Below are 17991 nucleotides of genomic sequence, written 5' to 3' on the forward strand. Positions count from 1 at the left end.
TAAGGAAAATACTGTGTTTGCATAATTAGCCTCCTTTTCTCAAATTCTTTACATAGTATGGTTTATTTTAAGAAAAGAGCCTGTTTCATCTTAATCTGTTATAATGAGTCTACTTATGAGAAAAAAATTCGGGGGGACCTAAATGGATCGATTAAAAAGCATCTTTGCAGTCGGTTTTGGAGGAGCGGCAGGAGCAATATTGCGTTATTGCGTAATCTTGACTGCTGGCCATTCCTTCTTCCCGTTTGGAACCCTATTGATAAATATAGTAGGCAGCTTTTTGCTTGGAATGATCAATGGCTATTTCGCCGCGAAAAAGAAGTCGCTTGTTTTTTTAGTGCTGGGCAGCGGGTTTTGCGGCGGCTTCACCACGATGTCCACATTTTCCCAAGAAGTGGTTAATCTACTGCAGACTTCTCTGCCATTGGCGGGACTGTATCTTGGAGCTACGCTTTTATTTGGTTTGGTCGCTGGTTTCCTCGGACTGGGCCTTTTTAATAGACAAAGAGGTGACTCGCTTTGATTGAGTTTCTTTCTGTTTTTATAGGAGGTTTTTTTGGGGCGGCCTCCCGATATGTCTTGCAGATTATTTTTAATAGGCTTTTGCCAGCGGTCTCTATACCCATTAGCATTTTACTGATTAACCTTTTAGGTTCCTTTGGGCTGGGATTGGTGTTTCCGCAAAAAGAGAGCTGGGCTTTATCTTTGCAGGTTTTTCTGACGATAGGTTTTCTGGGTGCTTTTACGACCTTTTCGACATTCAGTATGGAAACGCTTGAACTTATTAGAAAACACCGTTATATAGATAGCCTTATCTATATAACGGTGTCTGTTTTAGGGTGTATCGGCACTTTCCTGTGTGGCTATTTAAGTATGGTATAACCTTTATGGCATTACCGTTGATTCTGGTAAAAAAGACCTGGTTTTCTCGATATACTTCTAATGCTATAATTCATAGGAGTCCATTATAAATGATACATGGCAACAAGTTGTTTTATCCGCACAGGTTTTGTTAATAAGTCTGGCGGTTTTCCCCTGTTTTCGTTTTCTATCATTTTTCGGCTTGTAATTCGTAAACAGTCAACTCCGGACGTGAAAGAAAACGATAGGGGAGACGGGTAGTGCCAAGCCCTCTATTAACATGTAACGTTAATGAATCGATTTCATATGTGCCTTCCCGGTACTTTTCAGCGTATGGAGGAGTTACAAGGGCACCGGCAAACGGAATTTGTACTTGGCCTCCGTGACTGTGACCGCTTATTTGATATTGGATGTCGTAAGTCCTTGATATGTCGGCAAGATCAGGGGCATGTGAAAGCATAATGGTGAACACTTCTTCCGGGATGCCGGAAAGGGCTTTTTCAAAATCCGGCTTTCCTAGCATGGCATCATCAACCCCGGCAATGATTATTTCTTCAGCCGTTAATAAGGTTATCTTAGCTGAGGTATTCTGCAACATGGTAAAATGGGATTTTTCCATGATATCACTGTAAATTTCTGAGCCATATCCCCCATGATCATGGTTGCCATAGATGCTGAACTTTCCAAGCGGCGCTTTGAGCTGATTCAAAACGAGAGGGATTTTCTGGTGAGCCTTGTATTTATTAGGCTGGTCCATTAAATCTCCGGTAAAAAAAATAATATCAGGGTCCAGTTGATTTATCTTATTGACAATTGCTTGTAAATCTTTAAGCTGAAATTGAAAGCCTAAATGCGTATCACTGAATTGGACCATTTTCATGCCATGAAAACTTTTTGGGATAAGCGGGTGTCTGATGATTTTGTGCTTGATTTCTAACCATTTCGGCTCCAAATTATGGGCATAATAGTTTCCGCCAATACCTAAACCGGTTATGGTAGCCAATGTACCAAGACTTTTCTTTAAGAATGTTCTTCTTGATATGGGTTTATTCAAATTAATCAACCTATCTAATATAAAAATGTTACTTCCTCATACTAACAAACAATATACATAAATTGAAGAAAATATCTTCTATAAGCCTATGAAAAACATGTAAACTGGGGTTTGATGAAACCGTATCCGGTTTGAAATTGAACATCTATACGGAGGTAACATGATGACCGAACCAATGTTTATTACACTGATTATACTTCTATGCGCCATTGCGCTTTTTATACAAGGAAAATTTCGAGCTGATTTAATTGCACTTAGTGCACTTTCCATACTGGGTTTATTGGGGATTCTTACATTGGATGAACTGGTGGCCGGGTTTGCGAATCAAGTGGTCATCATGCTGGCTGGGCTATTTATCGTCGGTGCCGGCCTGTTAAATTCAGGAATCGTGGAAAAGGCAGGAAATAAGTTGTTGGGTTTATGTGGGGGCAGTGAATGGAAATCGCTGCTTATCGTCATGCTGACTGCAGGAATATTAAGTGCATTCCTAAGCGGAACAGGAATTGTTTCCATACTGCTTCCGCTCGTTATGAGCATGGCCTTACAACAAAAAACAAGTCCGACAAGGTATTTATTGCCCCTTGCCTATGCCAGCAGTATTGGGGGGCTATTAACACTTACCGGTACTCCCTCCAATATGATCGTCGCTGATGTATTACGGCAAAACGGAATAGGGACTTTAGAATTTTTCGACTTTACACCTGTTGGCTTAATCGCCTTTGCAGCAGGGTTATTCTTCATGTTGACACTCGGGCGCCTGTTGCTTCCCGAGAAAACGATTGCCGCGAATAACAGTGTCAAGGGACTGTCTGCAGGGGAGCTTGCCGGCATGTACAAAGTGTATGACCGATTGCATTATCTGCACATACCCGCTACTTCCGATATTGTTGGAGAAAGGCTGTCAGACCTCCAGCTTCCTATTCAGTATGAATTGACTTTGATTGAAATCCAGCGGAAGCCAAAGGACAAACAATTGCCGCTGCTGCAAAGACAGCTGACGATTTCAGCCAGGGCGGATGAAGTTCTTCATCCTGAAGATGTCATTTTGGTGTTTGGAGAAGAAGAAGCAGTCGAGAGGTTGGCACTTAACTATGAACTGGAGTTTAAACATTTCAATACAGAACAAATAAAGAAACATTTTCTTAGCAGTAGATTTGGATTGACAGAAATATTGATCGTCCCGAATTCGGATTATGAAAATCAAACCTTGATAGATGTGCATTTTCGCGAGAAATACCAATGTAATGTGCTGGCAATCAATCGGAATGGCGAATATATTCAAGCGGATGTCGGAACGGAACGCTTGAAACCGGGAGATGCAATCCTGATACATGGAGAATGGGAGAACATTGAGAGGATTTCCTCGGATTTACAGGATGTCATCGTTATTGGAAGTACTTCAGAAGATGGCTCTCCGGTCAACTCCAGGGGGAAAGCATGGATCGCTTTGGGAATCACTGCATTGATGGTCATTCTTTTATCGATGGAGTCCGTCCCTGCTGTATTATCGGTACTGACTGCAGCATTGTTGATGGTGATCACTGGCTGTGTCCGTTCGATGGAGGATGCTTACCAAAAGATTAACTGGGAACCTGTTCTCTTGATTGCTGCCATGTTCGGAATAACGGCTGCTTTGGATAATACGGGTGGAGTGAGAATGATAAGTGATTGGCTGGCCGTTTTATTCAGTAATATCGGGGCACACGGCATATTGGCGGTCTTTTACCTCCTGACACTGATACTGAGCCAATTCATCCCATATGGAGCCGCGACGGTAATCATGACGCCCATTGCCCTGACATCTGCGGTGAATCAAGGAATCGATCCGCTTCCTGTGTTTCTATGCCTTGCCGTTGCTGGAAGTTTGGCGTTATCCACTCCAAGGGTTGCCACTACCAACGCGCTTGTCATGACTGCGGGTGATTACAAGCATAAAGATTTTATCATGATCGGGATATCCATACAGATCTTCATTGGTGTTATCATGGTGATCACAATTCCGTGGTTCTTCCCTTTTTGATCAGACTGAAGGCATTGTTCCATTTATGGACAATGCCTTTTCAATGTATTTCTTTTCAAAACGATAGGATGAACGGGTATTTTAATGTTCTGAAAAAAGAGTTGTTCAGTAGGAATTAAAATTATTTATTATCAATGCCGGAAACTAATGGTATAATTTTGGCATATTGGTGTTTTCGTAATTAGGGGGAAGATGCATCATGGATACAGAAAAGATATTAAAGAATTTAGACAAGGTGACACCATTCTTTCAACCGATTTTCAGTGCAGATCAACATCAGGTAATCGGGTATGAAATTCTAGGGCGCTATGAGGAACAGGCGGAATATAAAAGTCTTGGCCCTTTTTTTCACGATTCTGCAGTGCCGGAAGAGTATAGGGTGGAAGTGGATAATTACGTACTTGAAATTGCCTTGGAGAGAATAAAAGACTATGGTGAAGATTTTCTTATCTTTATCAACAGAGATCCTAATTTGCTTATGCTGGATCATGGCGAAGAATTCATGGAGATATTACATCGTCATTTTCAACCGGAGGAAATGCACCGGATCGTGCTGGAATTATCAGACACGATCAGTCCGGAAAACTTAGATCCTTTGCAGCATGTGCTTGCTTACTTTAAAACATATGGGATTAAGATAGCTTTAGATCATTTAGGGGAAGATACGCAATTGGACCGAATCGCACAGATTTCTCCGAATATTTTAAAAGTTAACCTGGACCAGCTTCGCATTTCAGGTGGAGATGCCTATCAGGTCATCCTGTTTTCTCTAAGCATGCTTGCACGAAAAATCGGCGCCAATTTACTATTTGAAAACATTGAGTCCGAATACCAGCTTCGCTTTGCATGGAAGAATGGGGGACGATATTATCAAGGGTATTTTTTGGCGAAACCGGAAGGCGAGTTCATTAATAAAGATTTACTTCGTGAAAAATTCCATCAAGAATGTCAGTCTTTCATTTCTTTAGAGACCAAGAAGCTTGAAGCCGTTTATCAAAAGACTTTGCAATTCAACGAGAATATGCAAAACTTCTTAAAGCAGCATAAACGGGCCGGCTCCCATGAAGAGTTTCTCGGAGTTTTGGCGAAAAAGTTGGATTCCGTATGTTTCCGGCTTTATATTTGTGATGAAGAAGGGTATCAAAAATCTCCCAATATCCTCCATAAGGACGGGCAATGGTTAGTCCAACCGAGCTATATGAATAAAAATTGGAGCTGGAGACCTTACTTTCTCGAAAATATCGTAAAGATGCGTAATCGGAAAACAGGAATACTATCCGATTTATACAGTGATATCGAAACGGGAGAAACCATTCGGACCTTTTCATATCCCCTGAATAATAAGGAATACATTTTCTGTGATCTTTCTTATAGTTATTTATATGAAAATGAAGCATTGTTATAAAAAACGATTCATGAATATAATCGCTTTAAATGTGTAACGATAAGCAGAAATGATGCGCTTGGAGGAGACATATTTTGAGCACGTACATCTGGATTCTAATCATAATCGTTACAGTCATGGCGTTATATCTGCTCTTTTATACTTATTCTGTGGCAAGGGCACAGAAAGTGAAAGCCAGATATGATTCGACTATCGATGATACAGTTAAAGAACATCCTTATTTAAAGAACCCGATATTAGTTTCTCTTTTAGTTGGGACGATTTTGGTTGCCGGTTTTATTTTTTACTATGCTTTTCGATAGGTGTAAGAAGAAGATTTCAATATCATGAAATCTTCTTTTTTATTGTGAAGAATGGGCAATGGTTTCAAGGTCTAACGGAGAAATTAATTTTTGTAGTTTGGCTTTGATCTTGACGGGTATTGAAAGACATGGGCAAAAATCCGAATCATTAGGAGAAATTCTATAATTAGGAGATGATTGTAATGAGTAAATATTTAGTTGCATGTCTTGCCAGCGTCCTTTTATTTTTAAGTGGAGGGTTCACTGCTTCAGCGGAGGGCTTACATAGAGAGGAAGTATTATCCTTAGTACAGGATGCCATGGAGAATCAAGGCTCGATCAGTGAGGAAGTACGTACTAAGGAAGCGATTGAAGGGAAGTTGGATAAACATTTCACAGATGACTTCATCGAGAAGTTCGTCCAAGCGAATGTAGTGAAAGTCGATGGCGGTTATACCGCATTTGGATCAGATTTCGCACCATATTATATCCCATTTTTCAGCTACGACAAAAATACGGAAATTATATATGGGAAAAACGGTGACTTCATTTATGTTCAAGAGGAATTCCAGGACACAGGGGACGGACCTGTATCGATGGAAAAACATGTTGAATCAGTTACTTTGAAAAAGGAAAATGGGGTTTGGAAGATAATGGACGTAAAGTATGGAAGTGAAAAAATGGAATAAGGGATTTAGAAGAAAGTCCTTCAAAGTGAAAGGTATAGAGGCTGAAATGAAAAAGTCCAGGGAAGGTTACAGCCTTCCCTGGACTTTTTGTTATATATTCAGTTCTTTCTTTATTTCGTCCAATTCAAAACCAATAATGGCTTTCCCATCGATGACGACCGTCGGTGTGGAATAGGCGCCATATTTATTCGTTAGTTCTTTTCGTGCATGCCCATCCGCTTTAATATCTTTTTCTTTGTATACGACATTATTATCATCAAAGAACATTTTCATGATTTTGCAGGGAGGGCAATCAGGTTGGGTATAGAGCGTAACGTCTTTCATTTCATTCCTCCATGTATGCTTTAGGTAAGGTTTACTTTTTCATTATAGAGAATACCAAGACATTTGAATAGGAAAAAACCTTAAGGACCATTCTACCGATCTTTATCCTGTTTTATCAGGTAGTCTATCAATCCCATGGAACAAACGTTAAGGTCCATGGCAATGATATCAAAAACAGGATGATCAGCGGTGATTCCCTTTTCGCTTAAATGAACAGCGACCTCCGTGAAAATATTTTTACTGGTAGCTGCCACTTGTTCCTCGAAGCCAGCATATTCCCTATATGCCGATTTGGCAGTCTCCACGAATTTAGGCAGCCAGTAATGAAGTTGTTTATAGACTTCCTTAGGATTTTCCGATACCCCGTAATGACCAAAATATATACGTTCGACGCCGATGCTTTCATACAATTCCGCTGCAGCAAGCATCGCATCGGGATTAAATTGGCTTGGCGATGTGGACGGTAAGTAAAATTCCAAACCTTCTTCATCGAGTTCACGATAATAGATGCCTACGGTGTCACCTGAAAACATCCCTTTTGAAACTGAATCGAAAATGCTTAAATGATGGTTAGCGTGTCCTGGCGTGTCATAAAAGGTCAACTTGGAATTTTCACTTGTTTTTAGCGATTCCCTATCATGTTTAGTCAGGATTCTATCTATTGGAATAGGTAATATCGGATTGAAAAGCTTGTTGAATTCTTCACCATAGACCGCTTTAGCCCCAGCGATCAAACGTGTTGGATCTTCTAGATGCCGTGCGCCTTTTGGGTGGACGATCACTTTCGCATTCGGACAATGTTGTAAAAAAAGTCCAGCTCCGCCTGCATGGTCCAAATGAATATGGGTAAGAATGATATATGTAATATCTTCGAGGGCGATACCCAAATGTTCGAGCCCCTTCATTAAGTGGGGGATGGAAGGGCTGGCAGAAGTTTCGACTAAGGTGATGTCTTCATCGGCAATTACATATGTTCCTGTACGATTTCTTCTATCCAAATCAAAACCATCAATCAATGAAATGCGATATCCAAGCTCACTAATGTTTTGCAACAGAATCTACCCCCAGAAAATTTTTCATGTACAAAATCCATTCCTTATTTTATTCTGTTAATAGTGCCATGTAAAGAATGAAGTTTTAAATTATTCTGAATTTATTTCAGCGTGGCTACTGGATAGAAAAGTATGGTATAGTGAAACCTATCGAAAAGGTTTTATTCAGAAAGGAGAGGGAGTATGTCTCAATTACAGGGCATCCTTACCAGATTGAAAAGTCTTCAAGAGCAAGCGAAGGAATCTGAATCTGCTCAACGTTTTTTTGAAATAGATGGTGTGAAAAAGTGCCAGGTTACATATTTCAGCAAAACAGAAATGTTCGAGCTTGAAGTATACAGTGATAAAGGGAAATCATCTAAATATCAATTCGATAATATTGATATGATTACCATTGAAATCTTTGATCTTCTTCAATCTTAAAAAAATCACAAAAAGCCGCCTTCCATTGGAAGCGGCTTTTTTATTTTTAACCGGTCAATTTTTACTTGAATGAAGTAGTGATTTTTACGACATCTTATTAATTGGAGGGATGTAAATGAAAAATCCAATGGTAATATGCCCGGCATGCGGTGAGGAAAGGGAAATGGAAAATGTATTAACCGCACAATCCAACCAAAATGTGATTTACCAATGCCCGGAATGCGGTTTTAAACAGGTTAACATCAAAACTAGTAAGGGCTAAGGGTCTATTGCGGAAATCCCGCCGATTGGGATTTTATTGGTCTAGGAATGAGCCTTTTCCGCTTACATATGTTAAACTATAGAAAGAGCTGTATATAAAAACATATGGTAAGGGGTTTTAACATGATCGGTACTCATGATGGGGATTTATTGGAAACCAGCGTTAAAGACTTAATGATTTCTTCTGAACGCGTGGCCCACGTGCAGGTAACCAATAATTTAGAACATGCACTATTGGTATTAACAAAGAGCGGTTATACGGCCATTCCTGTGTTAGATCCGATGTATAAACTGCATGGTTTAATTAGCACACCAGTCATTCTTGATTCAATCTTGGGACTGGAGCGAATTGAATTTGATAATCTTGAGAATAAAAAAGTTTCCGAAATAATGAATATAGAAATACCTCGCCTGCATATTGAAGATACATTGACCAAGGGTGTGGAATTGTTGATTGATCATCCGTTTGTCTGTGTAGAGAATGACGAACATGTATTTGAAGGTATCTTAACGAGAAGGGCAATCATGAAAAAGGTATTTAAACAAAATACACCTGATAAATAAGCAGGGCATAAAATGATGGTTAACCTCAAGACTCGCCAGTTGGCGAGTTTTCTTGTTTTTTTACATATTCTAACCAGCTAGTGGTAAAGTCTATAAAAACAATTAAGGTCTAAGGGGAGGATGCGGGAATTGGGCCAAGCAGTGGATAGTGCAAAAGTGCAGAATAAAAAATTGAAACGTCCCTTCATACTAGCTGCCATCATGTTGGCTATGTTTATGAATGCTATTGAAGGAACGATCGTTTCGACGGCAATGCCAGCCATTGTAAGTGATTTAGGTGGTTTTTCACTTTACAGCTGGGTGTTTTCAAGTTATTTGCTAATGAACGCCGTAACAGTCTTGATTTATGGTAAGCTATCGGATATTCTCGGAAGAAAACCTGTCTTATTGTTTGGAATCGTTGTCTTTTTAATTGGCTCCATTCTTTGCGGCTTTGCCGAATCCATGACGGAACTCATCATTTATCGCTTTGTACAAGGATTCGGGGCGGGAGCTGTAGCTCCTGTAGCTTCGACGATTGTTGGTGATATTTATAAAAATGAAGAGAGGGCCCGCGTTCAAGGGTATCTATCGAGCGTTTGGGGCATTTCAGCGGTCATGGGACCCGCTTTGGGCGGCGTGCTCGTTGAATCCCTGACATGGAAGCTTGTCTTTTGGGTTAATGTTCCTTTGGGCTTATTATCTTTTATTGGGATTTGGATTTTCCTTCATGAAAAAATCGAAAAGAAAAAACGTGATATCGATTACCTGGGTGCAGCGCTATTGACGTTATCCATATCCACTCTCATGGTGATACTCGTAGAAGGAGGAGTGAAATGGTCATGGGCTTCAGCTCCGGTCATTTCCTTGGCATTAGTGGCCATCATCACCTTCATCTTATTCATCCTTCAGGAAAAGAAAGCGGCCGAACCGATGATGCCATTTGAAATTTGGCAGGAGCGTTCGATTCTGATTGCGAACCTTGTATCCCTGACGACAGGGGTGATGATGATTGGATTATCAAGTTTCCTCCCGACATTCGTTCAGGGCGTGATGGAGCGCTCACCCACGGTAGCTGGTTTTACATTGACAGCCATGTCGATTGGCTGGCCGATCGCATCAATGATCTCAGGCAGGTTATTGATGAAAATAGGATTCAAATCAACCTCCCTCCTTGGAGGGTGCTCATTGGTCCTTGGGAGTTTGATCCTAGTATGGATGAAGCCGGAGGCCGGGCCACTGATTGCTGCCATGGGATCATTCTTTGTCGGTGTAGGCATGGGGTTGACTTCTACCTCATTCATTGTCGTCATTCAAAAAACAGTTAGCTGGGAACGCAGGGGCATTGCGACAGCTTCCAATATGTTTATGCGTAATTTAGGTAATACGGTAGGTGCCGCATTGCTTGGAGGAATCATGAATATGAGACTTCAAGCCTATTTGAACGAGCATGCGCCTTCCGGCTCGGGAGTGACGATAAATACGGCTAACAAACTGTTGAACAGTGAAGAACGCATGTCGCTTCCTGAAAATGTGGTGAAGGTTTTACAGGAAGGACTTACATTGTCACTGCAGACGATTTATCTCATTGTTCTAGTCTTCTCTATAATCAGCTTCCTGTTACTTACGAGATTAAGAAAAAATAAGAAGGCATAGGAAAAAAAAGGCAGACTCTTTAAATGGAGTTTGCCTTTTTTTAAGGAAACGCGACTCTGATGATCAATTGAATCAATAATGCGATCGTGACCGAATGTAAAATGAATTTCAATTGTCGAGTGGAGATTTTTTGAGCCACCCGCAGGGCCAGCTGTGATCCGATCAGGGAACCTATCGTGTAATAAATGGCGATCTCCCAGGCAATGTTACCGGCAAGGAAATAGGTGATGAATGCAGCTGTACAGCTAATGAAAGTTTGGAATCTAGTAAAAGCCAGGGATTGAAGGTAGGTGGCCCCATTTCTTAAAAAGGTATACATGAGCATGGTTGCCTGTCCCGGTCCGAACATACCGTCATAAACACTGATTCCGAATAGGGATGGGTAAACCTTTTTTGGGAGATGCCAATCCGCTTCACCGGAAGGTTTCGGTTTTTTTATGAAATTCATGATCAAAGCGACAGTCAAAAGACAGATGGCCAATAGATTCATCGCCTTTTCAGAGAATGAATTAGCAAGCAGCCCGCCAAAGAAGCCACCGAAAAGGGCAAATGGGATTAACTGGAGGGCATCCTTCAGTTTTAACTGTTTCTGCTTGAATAAAATATAAAAACTGGAAAAAGAAGAAAACATATTGGAAAACTTGACTGAACCAATAACCTGGTGGATGGGTAAACCTATCAACAAAAGGGATGGCATGCCGATAAGACCGCCACTCCCGGCCAATGTGCCGACAAAGGATGCTGCAAAACTGATGACAAGCAATAAAATGATCGTCAAAGGATATCCACTCCGTTTCTTTTCACTTGTATTATAAGCCGACTTTGTTGATAATAAAATTTAAATAAATTAATTCATCATGATAAGATTTGATTATCAAGAGGTTGGTGTGTATGTCATTTTCAGAATTTCATTTATTATCCGTGCTTGCTCAGGAAATGAATATGAGAAAAGCGGCTGAGCGGCTGTTCGTTTCCCAGCCTGCTTTATCTCAGCGTTTACAATCAATAGAAAAGGATTGGGGCTCGAAACTGTTTTTGCGTTCACAAAAAGGGCTGTCACTGACGCCAGCAGGCGAAGCGGTAATTCGTTTGGCCAATGAAGTCATAGAAAAAGAAGAAAAGGTCAGGGAAAGTATCCAAGCTATGGACCATGAAGTATATGGGACCTTGAAGATAGCCTGCGCCTCGATTGTCGGTCAAAATTGGCTGCCGCAAGTATTGAAAAAGTTCGTCCAAAAATACCCGTATGCCAAAATTTCCTTGATCACTGGCTGGAGCAGTGAGATTTTAAAGTCTTTGTATGAAGGGCAAGTGCATATTGGCATCATAAGGGGAGCCCCGGATTGGAAAGGGGTAAAACAGCATTTATTCACGGATATGCTTTATTTGGTGGATACTGAAATGAAGGAACTGAATCAAGTGTTCGAAACGGACCGGCCATTCATTCAGTTTAAAAGCGATTCTAATTATTACCAGGAAATCCAGGACTGGTGGCATCGGCAATTTAAAACGACACCAAAAAACACCATAGTCGTGGATCAAATCGAAACATGCAAACAAATGGTGTTTAATGGTATAGGATATGCGATCCTGCCAGCCATCACTTTACATGATAAAGATACGAATGTTTTTAAAATCCCTCTACTGGATGGGCATAACCACTCAATCGAACGTGATACATGGCTTTGCGGCTATGAATCTGCCTTTCAGTTAAAGCAAGTCCAGGCATTCACGGAAGTGGTGAAAGAGCATATTCGTGACCAAGGAATGTTATAGGTCCGCCTACGAAAATGTCAATAGGGCAGAATAATATATAAGAGTGACATTCAACTTGTCTTGCCGGCTGTTGTCTGGTAAATTTAAAACGAGTAATGATACATATTTAGGAGGTTTACCCGGAATGAATAAAATGGATGCACACGAAATTATTTCTTTTATCTCAAATAGTAAAAAATCTACACCTGTAAAGGTATATGTGAAAGGCGATTTAGAAGGCATGGATTTTGGTCCAGCTTCTAAAACTTTCATTACAGGAAATACAGGGGTTGTATTCGGTGAGTGGTCTGAAGTCGAAGAAGCAATCAAGGCAGCAGGAACAAAAATCGAGGATTATGTAGTTGAAAATGATCGTCGTAACTCTGCCATTCCTTTATTGGACCTAAAAGGCATCAAAGCCCGTATCGAGCCTGGTGCAATAATCCGTGACCAAGTATCCATTGGAGACAACGCAGTCATCATGATGGGTGCATCAATCAATATTGGTTCTGTTATCGGTGAAGGTACAATGATCGACATGAACGCAATACTGGGCGGACGTGCAACAGTGGGCAAAAACTGTCACGTAGGTGCAGGTGCCGTTTTAGCAGGTGTGATCGAGCCGCCTTCCGCACAACCGGTCATTTTGGAAGATGATGTGTTAATCGGAGCCAATGCGGTCGTACTGGAAGGTGTCAAAATCGGTGAAGGTTCCGTTGTGGCTGCTGGTGCAGTTGTAACGAAAGACGTTCCTCCATATTCCGTGGCTGCTGGTATCCCGGCGAGGGTCATTAAACAAATTGACGAAAAAACAAAATCAAAAACAGAAATCATGCAAGAACTTCGTCAACTTTAATTTCTTTAGTGAATATTGCCTGAAGCGTGGATAACTATATCCACGCTTTCTGTATAGGGAGGGAATAACGTGAAAATAAATCCGTTTGCCGAGATCCGGCGTGATTTGCATCAAATACCGGAGATAGGATTCAAGGAATTCAAAACGCAGCAATACCTACTGAATTACATAACGAACCTTGCCCAGGAGCGAATGGAAATCGAAACTTGGCGGACTGGGATATTCGTGAAAGTGAAGGGAAGGAATCCGCGAAAAACTATTGGCTACCGGGCTGATATTGACGGTCTGCCGATAAAAGAGGAAACCGGATTGCCGTTCACATCCAACCACGAGGAATATATGCATGCCTGCGGTCATGATTTTCATATGAGCATAGGTTTGGGGTTATTGACATATTTCACTGAAAATCCGATTGATGATGACTTGCTATTCATTTTCCAGCCTGCAGAAGAGGGGCCTGGAGGAGCTGAACCAATGCTTAAATCGGAAACCATGAAAAAATGGAAGCCGGACATGATCCTTGCTTTACATATTGCTCCAGAGTATCCAGTTGGTACGATTGCCGTTAAAGAAGGGCTTCTATTTGCCAATACATCTGAATTATTCATCGATTTGAGGGGAAAAGGGGGGCATGCAGCCTATCCGCATGAAACAAATGACATGGTCATTGCGGCCTGCTCGCTTGTAGGGCAGCTGCAAACAATCGTTTCAAGGAATGTCAATCCACTTGATTCAGCTGTCATTACAGTTGGGAAGATTACTGGAGGCACCGTTCAAAACATTATTGCGGAGACAGCACGGTTAGAAGGCACAATACGCACCCTTAACCCCGAATCGATGGTAAAGGTCAAGTCAAGAATAAAAGCGCTTGTGGATGGTATACAAGTGGGATATGAGTGCTTGGCTGATATCGACTATGGAGCAATGTATCACCAGGTATATAATGAAGAACGGTTGACCAGGGAATTCATGGAATTTACAGAGAAGTCAAACGCTGTCCATTTGCATTGTTGTACTGAAGCGATGACCGGTGAAGATTTTGGATATATGTTAAAGGAGATTCCAGGATTCATGTTCTGGCTGGGGGTTGCATCGGAATACGGATTGCACCACGCCAAGTTAAGTCCTGATGAAAAAGCGATTGAACTCGCGATCAATCACTTGACGGAATATATAACGTTTAAAGGAAGCGAAGCGTAAAAATGCTTTTCAGTACAGAACATGCTCTAAAGAGAGAACGAATCACGTTGGAGGGCTTATTGTGAAAAAAGAATTTGCGGTGATTGGACTTGGCCGTTTTGGAGGCAGCATAGTCAGGACATTAGCTGAAGAAGGATTAGGGGTTCTGGCCATCGATGCTGACGAAGATCGAGTGAATGAATTTGCCAGGATAGCTTCACATGCCGTTGTAGGGGATACTACAGATGAAAATGTGCTGAGAAACATAGGTATTCGTAATTTTGATCACGTCATTGTAGCGATTGGCGAGAATATTCAAGCTAGTATATTGACGACCCTCATGCTTAAGGAATTGGGTGTCGGAAATGTAACGGTTAAAGCGCAAAATGATTATCATGAGAAGGTTCTCCGGAAAATCGGGGCCGATTTTGTCGTGCATCCCGAACGAGATATGGGGAGAAGGATTGCCCATAATATCGTCTCCAATAATATTCTCGATTATTTGGAGCTTTCTGATGAACACTCCATCGTCGAAATTGTTGCCAGCCAAAAGATGAATGGAAACTCGATATTTGACCTTGATATCCGTGCTCACTATGGGCTGAATATCGTCGCGATCAAAAGAGGGAACGAAATAAATGTCTCCCCGCAGGCGAGCGATTTAATTCATAAGGGTGATATATTGATCGTCATCGGCGCGGATTCGGACATCAATCGCTTTGAAAAAAAAATTGTGGAATAAGCAAGCGTCCTGATAAAATCGAGCAGCGCTTTTATCAAAGGAAAACAAAAAGGTTTCGGAATAGTCTCATACCGAACCTTTTTTGTTTTTTAAATTGGATTTGAAGTAGTTATAGAGAAATAGACTGCATGACAATTTTTTAATTCCCTTAAGCAGTCCTACGAAAACCATTCTTTTCTTTTACATCTGCAATTACACGCAATATTGTTTCTTTGCGTTTCGCATATATAGATTTTACATCGACATAATGATCTTTACTTTCTGTACACTGTGATAAAAGTGAACAAGTCGTACAAATGGGTTTGGATGATTTATACTCTCTATTTTGGTTTATTTCTTCTTGAAGGCGTACTGATAGGCTCGTGTTTCCGGCACTGGCTTTCCACAGTGTGGAATCAACAAATACATGCTTCTTATCAGTTTACTTTCGGAAGCTTTCCATTAAGATGGGATAGAAAATCTATTCAAGCATCCTTATCACCACAAGTTTTAATACTCCTTTTATAAAATAAAAAAGACTGTAGGCAAAAAGAGTTCTATCTACTGTTAAAACAAAGTTGATTGGTGCGAGTGTTCTCTAGACTCCTGCGGAGTACCGCGGCCAAGGTGAGACCCCACAGGCGCCGAGGAGGCTCCCGGAAGCCCGTGGAAAGCGAGTGCCTGGAGTGAATTCAACGTTCGAGATTTACAAACCCAAACAAAAAAAGCCCAGCCAAATGATGGCTGGGCTTCTTCTATTATTTATTGCACTTCCATGATGATTGGTAGGATCATCGGACGGCGTTTAGTTTTTTCATATAGGAATGGAGATAGAGTGTCTGTAATTTCATTTTTGATTTCAGACCATTGTGTAGTTTTGCGATCCATCACCTTATTTAGATGCTTGGTGATCAAGGATTGAGCATCGCTGATCAGGTCTCCAGATTCTCTCATATAAACAAATCCGCGTGAAATGATGTCAGGACCCGATGCGATTTTGAATTCCTTCATATTGATGCTGACAACGACGACGACAAGACCTTCCTCGGAAAGAATCCGACGATCTCGGAGAACGATATTACCGATATCCCCGATGCCGCTTCCATCGATATAAACCGAACCTGAAGGGATTTTACCAGCGATTTGTGCTGTGTTTTCACTTAAGGAAAGAACTTCACCATTATCCATGATAAAGCAATTTTCTTCCGGAACTCCGCAATCGACTGCATGGCGGGCATGAAGTTTTTGCATACGGTATTCACCATGGATTGGCATGAAGAATTTTGGTTTTATCAAGCGAAGCATTAGCTTTTGTTCCTGCTGTCCTCCATGCCCCGATGTATGAATGTCATTCAAAGGACCTGAAATGACGTCTGCTCCTGCACGATATAATTGATTGATCGTTCTGGAAACACTGATTGTGTTACCTGGGATAGGTGAAGAAGAAAATACGACAGTATCACCAGGGATGATTTGAATTTGGCGGTGAGTGCCATTCGCTATGCGCGACAGCGCTGCCATTGGTTCGCCTTGGCTGCCTGTACAAAGGATGGTTACTTTATTCGCAGGCATGCGATTCAATTGCTGTACATCAATAAATGTATCTTTAGGCGCTACGATATAACCAAGATCTTGTCCAATTGATATGGCTGAATCCATGCTCCGGCCAAAAACGGCTATTTTACGTCCGTTAGCCACGGCTGCTTCCACAACTTGCTGAAGGCGATGGATGTTCGATGCAAACGTTGCAAAAATGATCCGGCCGTCAACCTTACGGAAAATGTCTTGAATGGTATCGCCGACACGGCTTTCGGACATAGTAAAGTTCTGCACTTCACTATTTGTGCTATCCGAGAGTAAGCACAATACGCCTTCTTTACCGATTTCCGCCATCTTGGTCAGGTTAGCAGGCTCGCCCACTGGTGTGAAGTCGAATTTAAAATCACCAGTATGGACAATTTGTCCAGGTGGCGTTTTAACGACGATCCCATAAGAATCAGGGATACTGTGAGTTGTGCGGAAGAAAGAAACGGACGTCTTCCGGAACTTGATCACTTCATCTTCACTGATTTCAATCATGGTTGTCTGACGTAAAAGGCCGTGTTCTTCCAATTTATTACGAAGCAGTCCAAGTGCCAGCTTCCCGCCGTATACAGGGACATTCACTTTTCTAAGTAAATAAGGAATCCCGCCAATATGGTCTTCATGACCATGGGTAATGAAAACACCTTTAATTTTATCTACATTTTTCTCTAAATAGCTGTAATCTGGAATCACATAGTCAATACCGAGAAGTTCATCTTCAGGAAATTTAATTCCAGCATCAATGATGATGATTTCATCTTGAAACTGAACAGCATATGTGTTCTTACCGATTTCGCCTAAACCGCCCAGGGCGAATACAGCTGTTTGATCGTTTTTTACAAATTTCATAAATTATAGCTCCAATACTTTGTAATCTTCATTTTGTTTTTCATATTCTAAATATGCTCCGGTTACGGGTAGTACGATTTCTACGTTATAAGGTTCTTTTTTTAGTTTTAAACGGACGTCACGAACGGATTCACCTTCGACAAACATTGTTTTAGTATTCTCCCTGATGGGAACCTCTGATATGGTTACTTGATAGTATACCTTAAAAACCATTTTAATCTCTCCTCACTTGTTTGCATTGCTTTTTTCATTATATATAAAAACAACAATTTTTTCATGTTTTTCAACATCATGTAAAAATAAACCCAGCTCCGCCATAAAAACGGAAGGGGTTTGATGAATTAAATATACCAATGTCTAAAAGTATATAAAAAAATAGATGGCAGATTTGGTATCAACCCGATTGTAGCTTCCTCTATCTTATATCCTATCCGTTTTTGCCATGTGTAAAACTTAAATCATCTGATCTTTTTTTCGC

At 41.0% G+C, this 17991-nt stretch carries 20 protein-coding genes; 14 read left to right on the forward strand and 6 right to left on the reverse strand.

Going from position 1 to position 17991, the window contains the following annotated elements; translation table 11 throughout:
- Positions 1-142: 142 nt before the first annotated feature.
- Positions 143-523: a fluoride efflux transporter FluC gene (locus ACQKMF_RS15710; RefSeq protein WP_101224518.1), complete on the forward strand. Its 381-nt coding sequence runs from the start codon at positions 143-145 to the stop codon at positions 521-523.
- Entirely contained in the window at positions 520-882 is a 363-nt protein-coding gene (crcB, locus tag ACQKMF_RS15715) for a fluoride efflux transporter CrcB (RefSeq protein ID WP_101224519.1), read from the forward strand. The genes ACQKMF_RS15710 and crcB overlap by 4 nt, the downstream gene beginning before the upstream one ends.
- 169 nt (positions 883-1051) lie before the next feature.
- Here crcB and ACQKMF_RS15720 read toward each other — a convergent pair whose 3' ends face one another.
- Positions 1052-1915, reverse strand: a complete 864-nt coding sequence (locus tag ACQKMF_RS15720; RefSeq protein ID WP_427573987.1) for a metallophosphoesterase — start codon at positions 1913-1915, stop codon at positions 1052-1054.
- 163 nt (positions 1916-2078) lie between these two features.
- On the opposite strand from ACQKMF_RS15720, the gene ACQKMF_RS15725 reads away from it, so the two are divergent.
- The 4 genes from ACQKMF_RS15725 to ACQKMF_RS15740 all read left to right on the forward strand — a co-directional run bounded on the left by ACQKMF_RS15725 (position 2079) and on the right by ACQKMF_RS15740 (position 6310).
- A complete protein-coding gene (locus ACQKMF_RS15725; protein ID WP_230177602.1) occupies positions 2079-3935 on the forward strand; it encodes an SLC13 family permease in 1857 nt (618 codons plus the stop codon).
- Between the two features lie 199 nt (positions 3936-4134).
- On the forward strand, positions 4135-5340 hold the full coding sequence (locus ACQKMF_RS15730; RefSeq protein WP_241590442.1) for an EAL domain-containing protein: 1206 nt from the start codon (positions 4135-4137) through the stop codon (positions 5338-5340).
- Between the two features lie 74 nt (positions 5341-5414).
- Positions 5415-5642 (forward strand): hypothetical protein, encoded by a 228-nt coding sequence (locus ACQKMF_RS15735; protein WP_101224523.1) that lies wholly within the window; start codon positions 5415-5417, stop codon positions 5640-5642.
- A 182-nt stretch (positions 5643-5824) separates the two neighbouring features.
- Complete coding sequence (locus ACQKMF_RS15740) at positions 5825-6310, forward strand: DUF3993 domain-containing protein (RefSeq protein ID WP_157831112.1); 486 nt, start codon at positions 5825-5827, stop codon at positions 6308-6310.
- Positions 6311-6400: 90 nt separating this feature from the next.
- Here ACQKMF_RS15740 and ACQKMF_RS15745 read toward each other — a convergent pair whose 3' ends face one another.
- Positions 6401-6634, reverse strand: coding sequence for a glutaredoxin family protein (locus ACQKMF_RS15745; RefSeq protein ID WP_061462251.1), 234 nt, complete (start codon positions 6632-6634; stop codon positions 6401-6403).
- 92 nt (positions 6635-6726) lie between these two features.
- Positions 6727-7686, reverse strand: a complete 960-nt coding sequence (locus ACQKMF_RS15750) for an MBL fold metallo-hydrolase (RefSeq protein WP_427573991.1) — start codon at positions 7684-7686, stop codon at positions 6727-6729.
- Positions 7687-7869: 183 nt separating this feature from the next.
- On the opposite strand from ACQKMF_RS15750, the gene ACQKMF_RS15755 reads away from it, so the two are divergent.
- From ACQKMF_RS15755 to ACQKMF_RS15770, 4 genes are all read left to right on the forward strand, one after another.
- A complete protein-coding gene (locus ACQKMF_RS15755; protein WP_034314086.1) occupies positions 7870-8109 on the forward strand; it encodes a YkuJ family protein in 240 nt (79 codons plus the stop codon).
- A gap of 115 nt (positions 8110-8224) precedes the next feature.
- Positions 8225-8371, forward strand: coding sequence for a hypothetical protein (locus ACQKMF_RS15760; protein WP_202190634.1), 147 nt, complete (start codon positions 8225-8227; stop codon positions 8369-8371).
- Positions 8372-8493: 122 nt separating this feature from the next.
- Positions 8494-8934: a cyclic-di-AMP-binding protein CbpB gene (gene cbpB / locus ACQKMF_RS15765; RefSeq protein WP_402941664.1), complete on the forward strand. Its 441-nt coding sequence runs from the start codon at positions 8494-8496 to the stop codon at positions 8932-8934.
- Between the two features lie 129 nt (positions 8935-9063).
- Positions 9064-10569, forward strand: a complete 1506-nt coding sequence (locus ACQKMF_RS15770; RefSeq protein ID WP_427573994.1) for an MDR family MFS transporter — start codon at positions 9064-9066, stop codon at positions 10567-10569.
- Positions 10570-10609: 40 nt separating this feature from the next.
- Here ACQKMF_RS15770 and ACQKMF_RS15775 read toward each other — a convergent pair whose 3' ends face one another.
- Positions 10610-11347: a sulfite exporter TauE/SafE family protein gene (locus ACQKMF_RS15775; RefSeq protein WP_402941668.1), complete on the reverse strand. Its 738-nt coding sequence runs from the start codon at positions 11345-11347 to the stop codon at positions 10610-10612.
- A 113-nt stretch (positions 11348-11460) separates the two neighbouring features.
- Here ACQKMF_RS15775 and ACQKMF_RS15780 point away from each other — a divergent pair, with 113 nt between their 5' ends.
- The 4 genes from ACQKMF_RS15780 to ACQKMF_RS15795 all read left to right on the forward strand — a co-directional run bounded on the left by ACQKMF_RS15780 (position 11461) and on the right by ACQKMF_RS15795 (position 15101).
- A complete protein-coding gene (locus tag ACQKMF_RS15780) occupies positions 11461-12345 on the forward strand; it encodes a LysR family transcriptional regulator (protein WP_063231999.1) in 885 nt (294 codons plus the stop codon).
- A gap of 124 nt (positions 12346-12469) precedes the next feature.
- Positions 12470-13180, forward strand: a complete 711-nt coding sequence (dapD, locus tag ACQKMF_RS15785) for a 2,3,4,5-tetrahydropyridine-2,6-dicarboxylate N-acetyltransferase (protein WP_230177595.1) — start codon at positions 12470-12472, stop codon at positions 13178-13180.
- A gap of 75 nt (positions 13181-13255) precedes the next feature.
- Positions 13256-14380 carry an N-acetyldiaminopimelate deacetylase gene (locus ACQKMF_RS15790; RefSeq protein ID WP_427574172.1) on the forward strand — a complete coding sequence of 375 codons (1125 nt, stop codon included), beginning with the start codon at positions 13256-13258 and terminating at the stop codon, positions 14378-14380.
- A 58-nt stretch (positions 14381-14438) separates the two neighbouring features.
- Positions 14439-15101: a potassium channel family protein gene (locus ACQKMF_RS15795; protein ID WP_284702805.1), complete on the forward strand. Its 663-nt coding sequence runs from the start codon at positions 14439-14441 to the stop codon at positions 15099-15101.
- A gap of 741 nt (positions 15102-15842) precedes the next feature.
- Here the strand turns inward: ACQKMF_RS15795 and rnjA are convergent.
- Both rnjA and ACQKMF_RS15805 read right to left on the reverse strand, forming a co-directional pair.
- A complete protein-coding gene (gene rnjA, locus ACQKMF_RS15800; protein ID WP_034314071.1) occupies positions 15843-17513 on the reverse strand; it encodes a ribonuclease J1 in 1671 nt (556 codons plus the stop codon).
- A 3-nt stretch (positions 17514-17516) separates the two neighbouring features.
- Entirely contained in the window at positions 17517-17726 is a 210-nt protein-coding gene (locus tag ACQKMF_RS15805; protein ID WP_034314070.1) for a DNA-dependent RNA polymerase subunit epsilon, read from the reverse strand.
- Positions 17727-17991 lie beyond the last annotated feature (265 nt).

This window comes from Peribacillus sp. NPDC101480 (assembly GCF_050277335.1).
Classification (GTDB): Bacteria; Bacillota; Bacilli; order Bacillales; family DSM-1321; genus Peribacillus.

Excerpts from the sequence above, each read along its gene's own strand:
- rnjA (WP_034314071.1), bottom strand. The coding sequence starts at position 17,513 with ATGAAATTTGTAAAAAACGATCAAACAGCTGTATTCGCCCTGGGCGGT.
- ACQKMF_RS15725 (WP_230177602.1), top strand. The coding sequence starts at position 2,079 with ATGACCGAACCAATGTTTATTACACTGATTATACTTCTATGCGCCATT.
- dapD (WP_230177595.1), top strand. The coding sequence starts at position 12,470 with ATGAATAAAATGGATGCACACGAAATTATTTCTTTTATCTCAAATAGT.
- ACQKMF_RS15740 (WP_157831112.1), top strand. The coding sequence starts at position 5,825 with ATGAGTAAATATTTAGTTGCATGTCTTGCCAGCGTCCTTTTATTTTTA.
- ACQKMF_RS15760 (WP_202190634.1), top strand. The coding sequence starts at position 8,225 with ATGAAAAATCCAATGGTAATATGCCCGGCATGCGGTGAGGAAAGGGAA.
- cbpB (WP_402941664.1), top strand. The coding sequence starts at position 8,494 with ATGATCGGTACTCATGATGGGGATTTATTGGAAACCAGCGTTAAAGAC.
- ACQKMF_RS15755 (WP_034314086.1), top strand. The coding sequence starts at position 7,870 with ATGTCTCAATTACAGGGCATCCTTACCAGATTGAAAAGTCTTCAAGAG.
- ACQKMF_RS15745 (WP_061462251.1), bottom strand. The coding sequence starts at position 6,634 with ATGAAAGACGTTACGCTCTATACCCAACCTGATTGCCCTCCCTGCAAA.
- ACQKMF_RS15805 (WP_034314070.1), bottom strand. The coding sequence starts at position 17,726 with ATGGTTTTTAAGGTATACTATCAAGTAACCATATCAGAGGTTCCCATC.
- ACQKMF_RS15710 (WP_101224518.1), top strand. The coding sequence starts at position 143 with ATGGATCGATTAAAAAGCATCTTTGCAGTCGGTTTTGGAGGAGCGGCA.
- ACQKMF_RS15780 (WP_063231999.1), top strand. The coding sequence starts at position 11,461 with ATGTCATTTTCAGAATTTCATTTATTATCCGTGCTTGCTCAGGAAATG.
- ACQKMF_RS15730 (WP_241590442.1), top strand. The coding sequence starts at position 4,135 with ATGGATACAGAAAAGATATTAAAGAATTTAGACAAGGTGACACCATTC.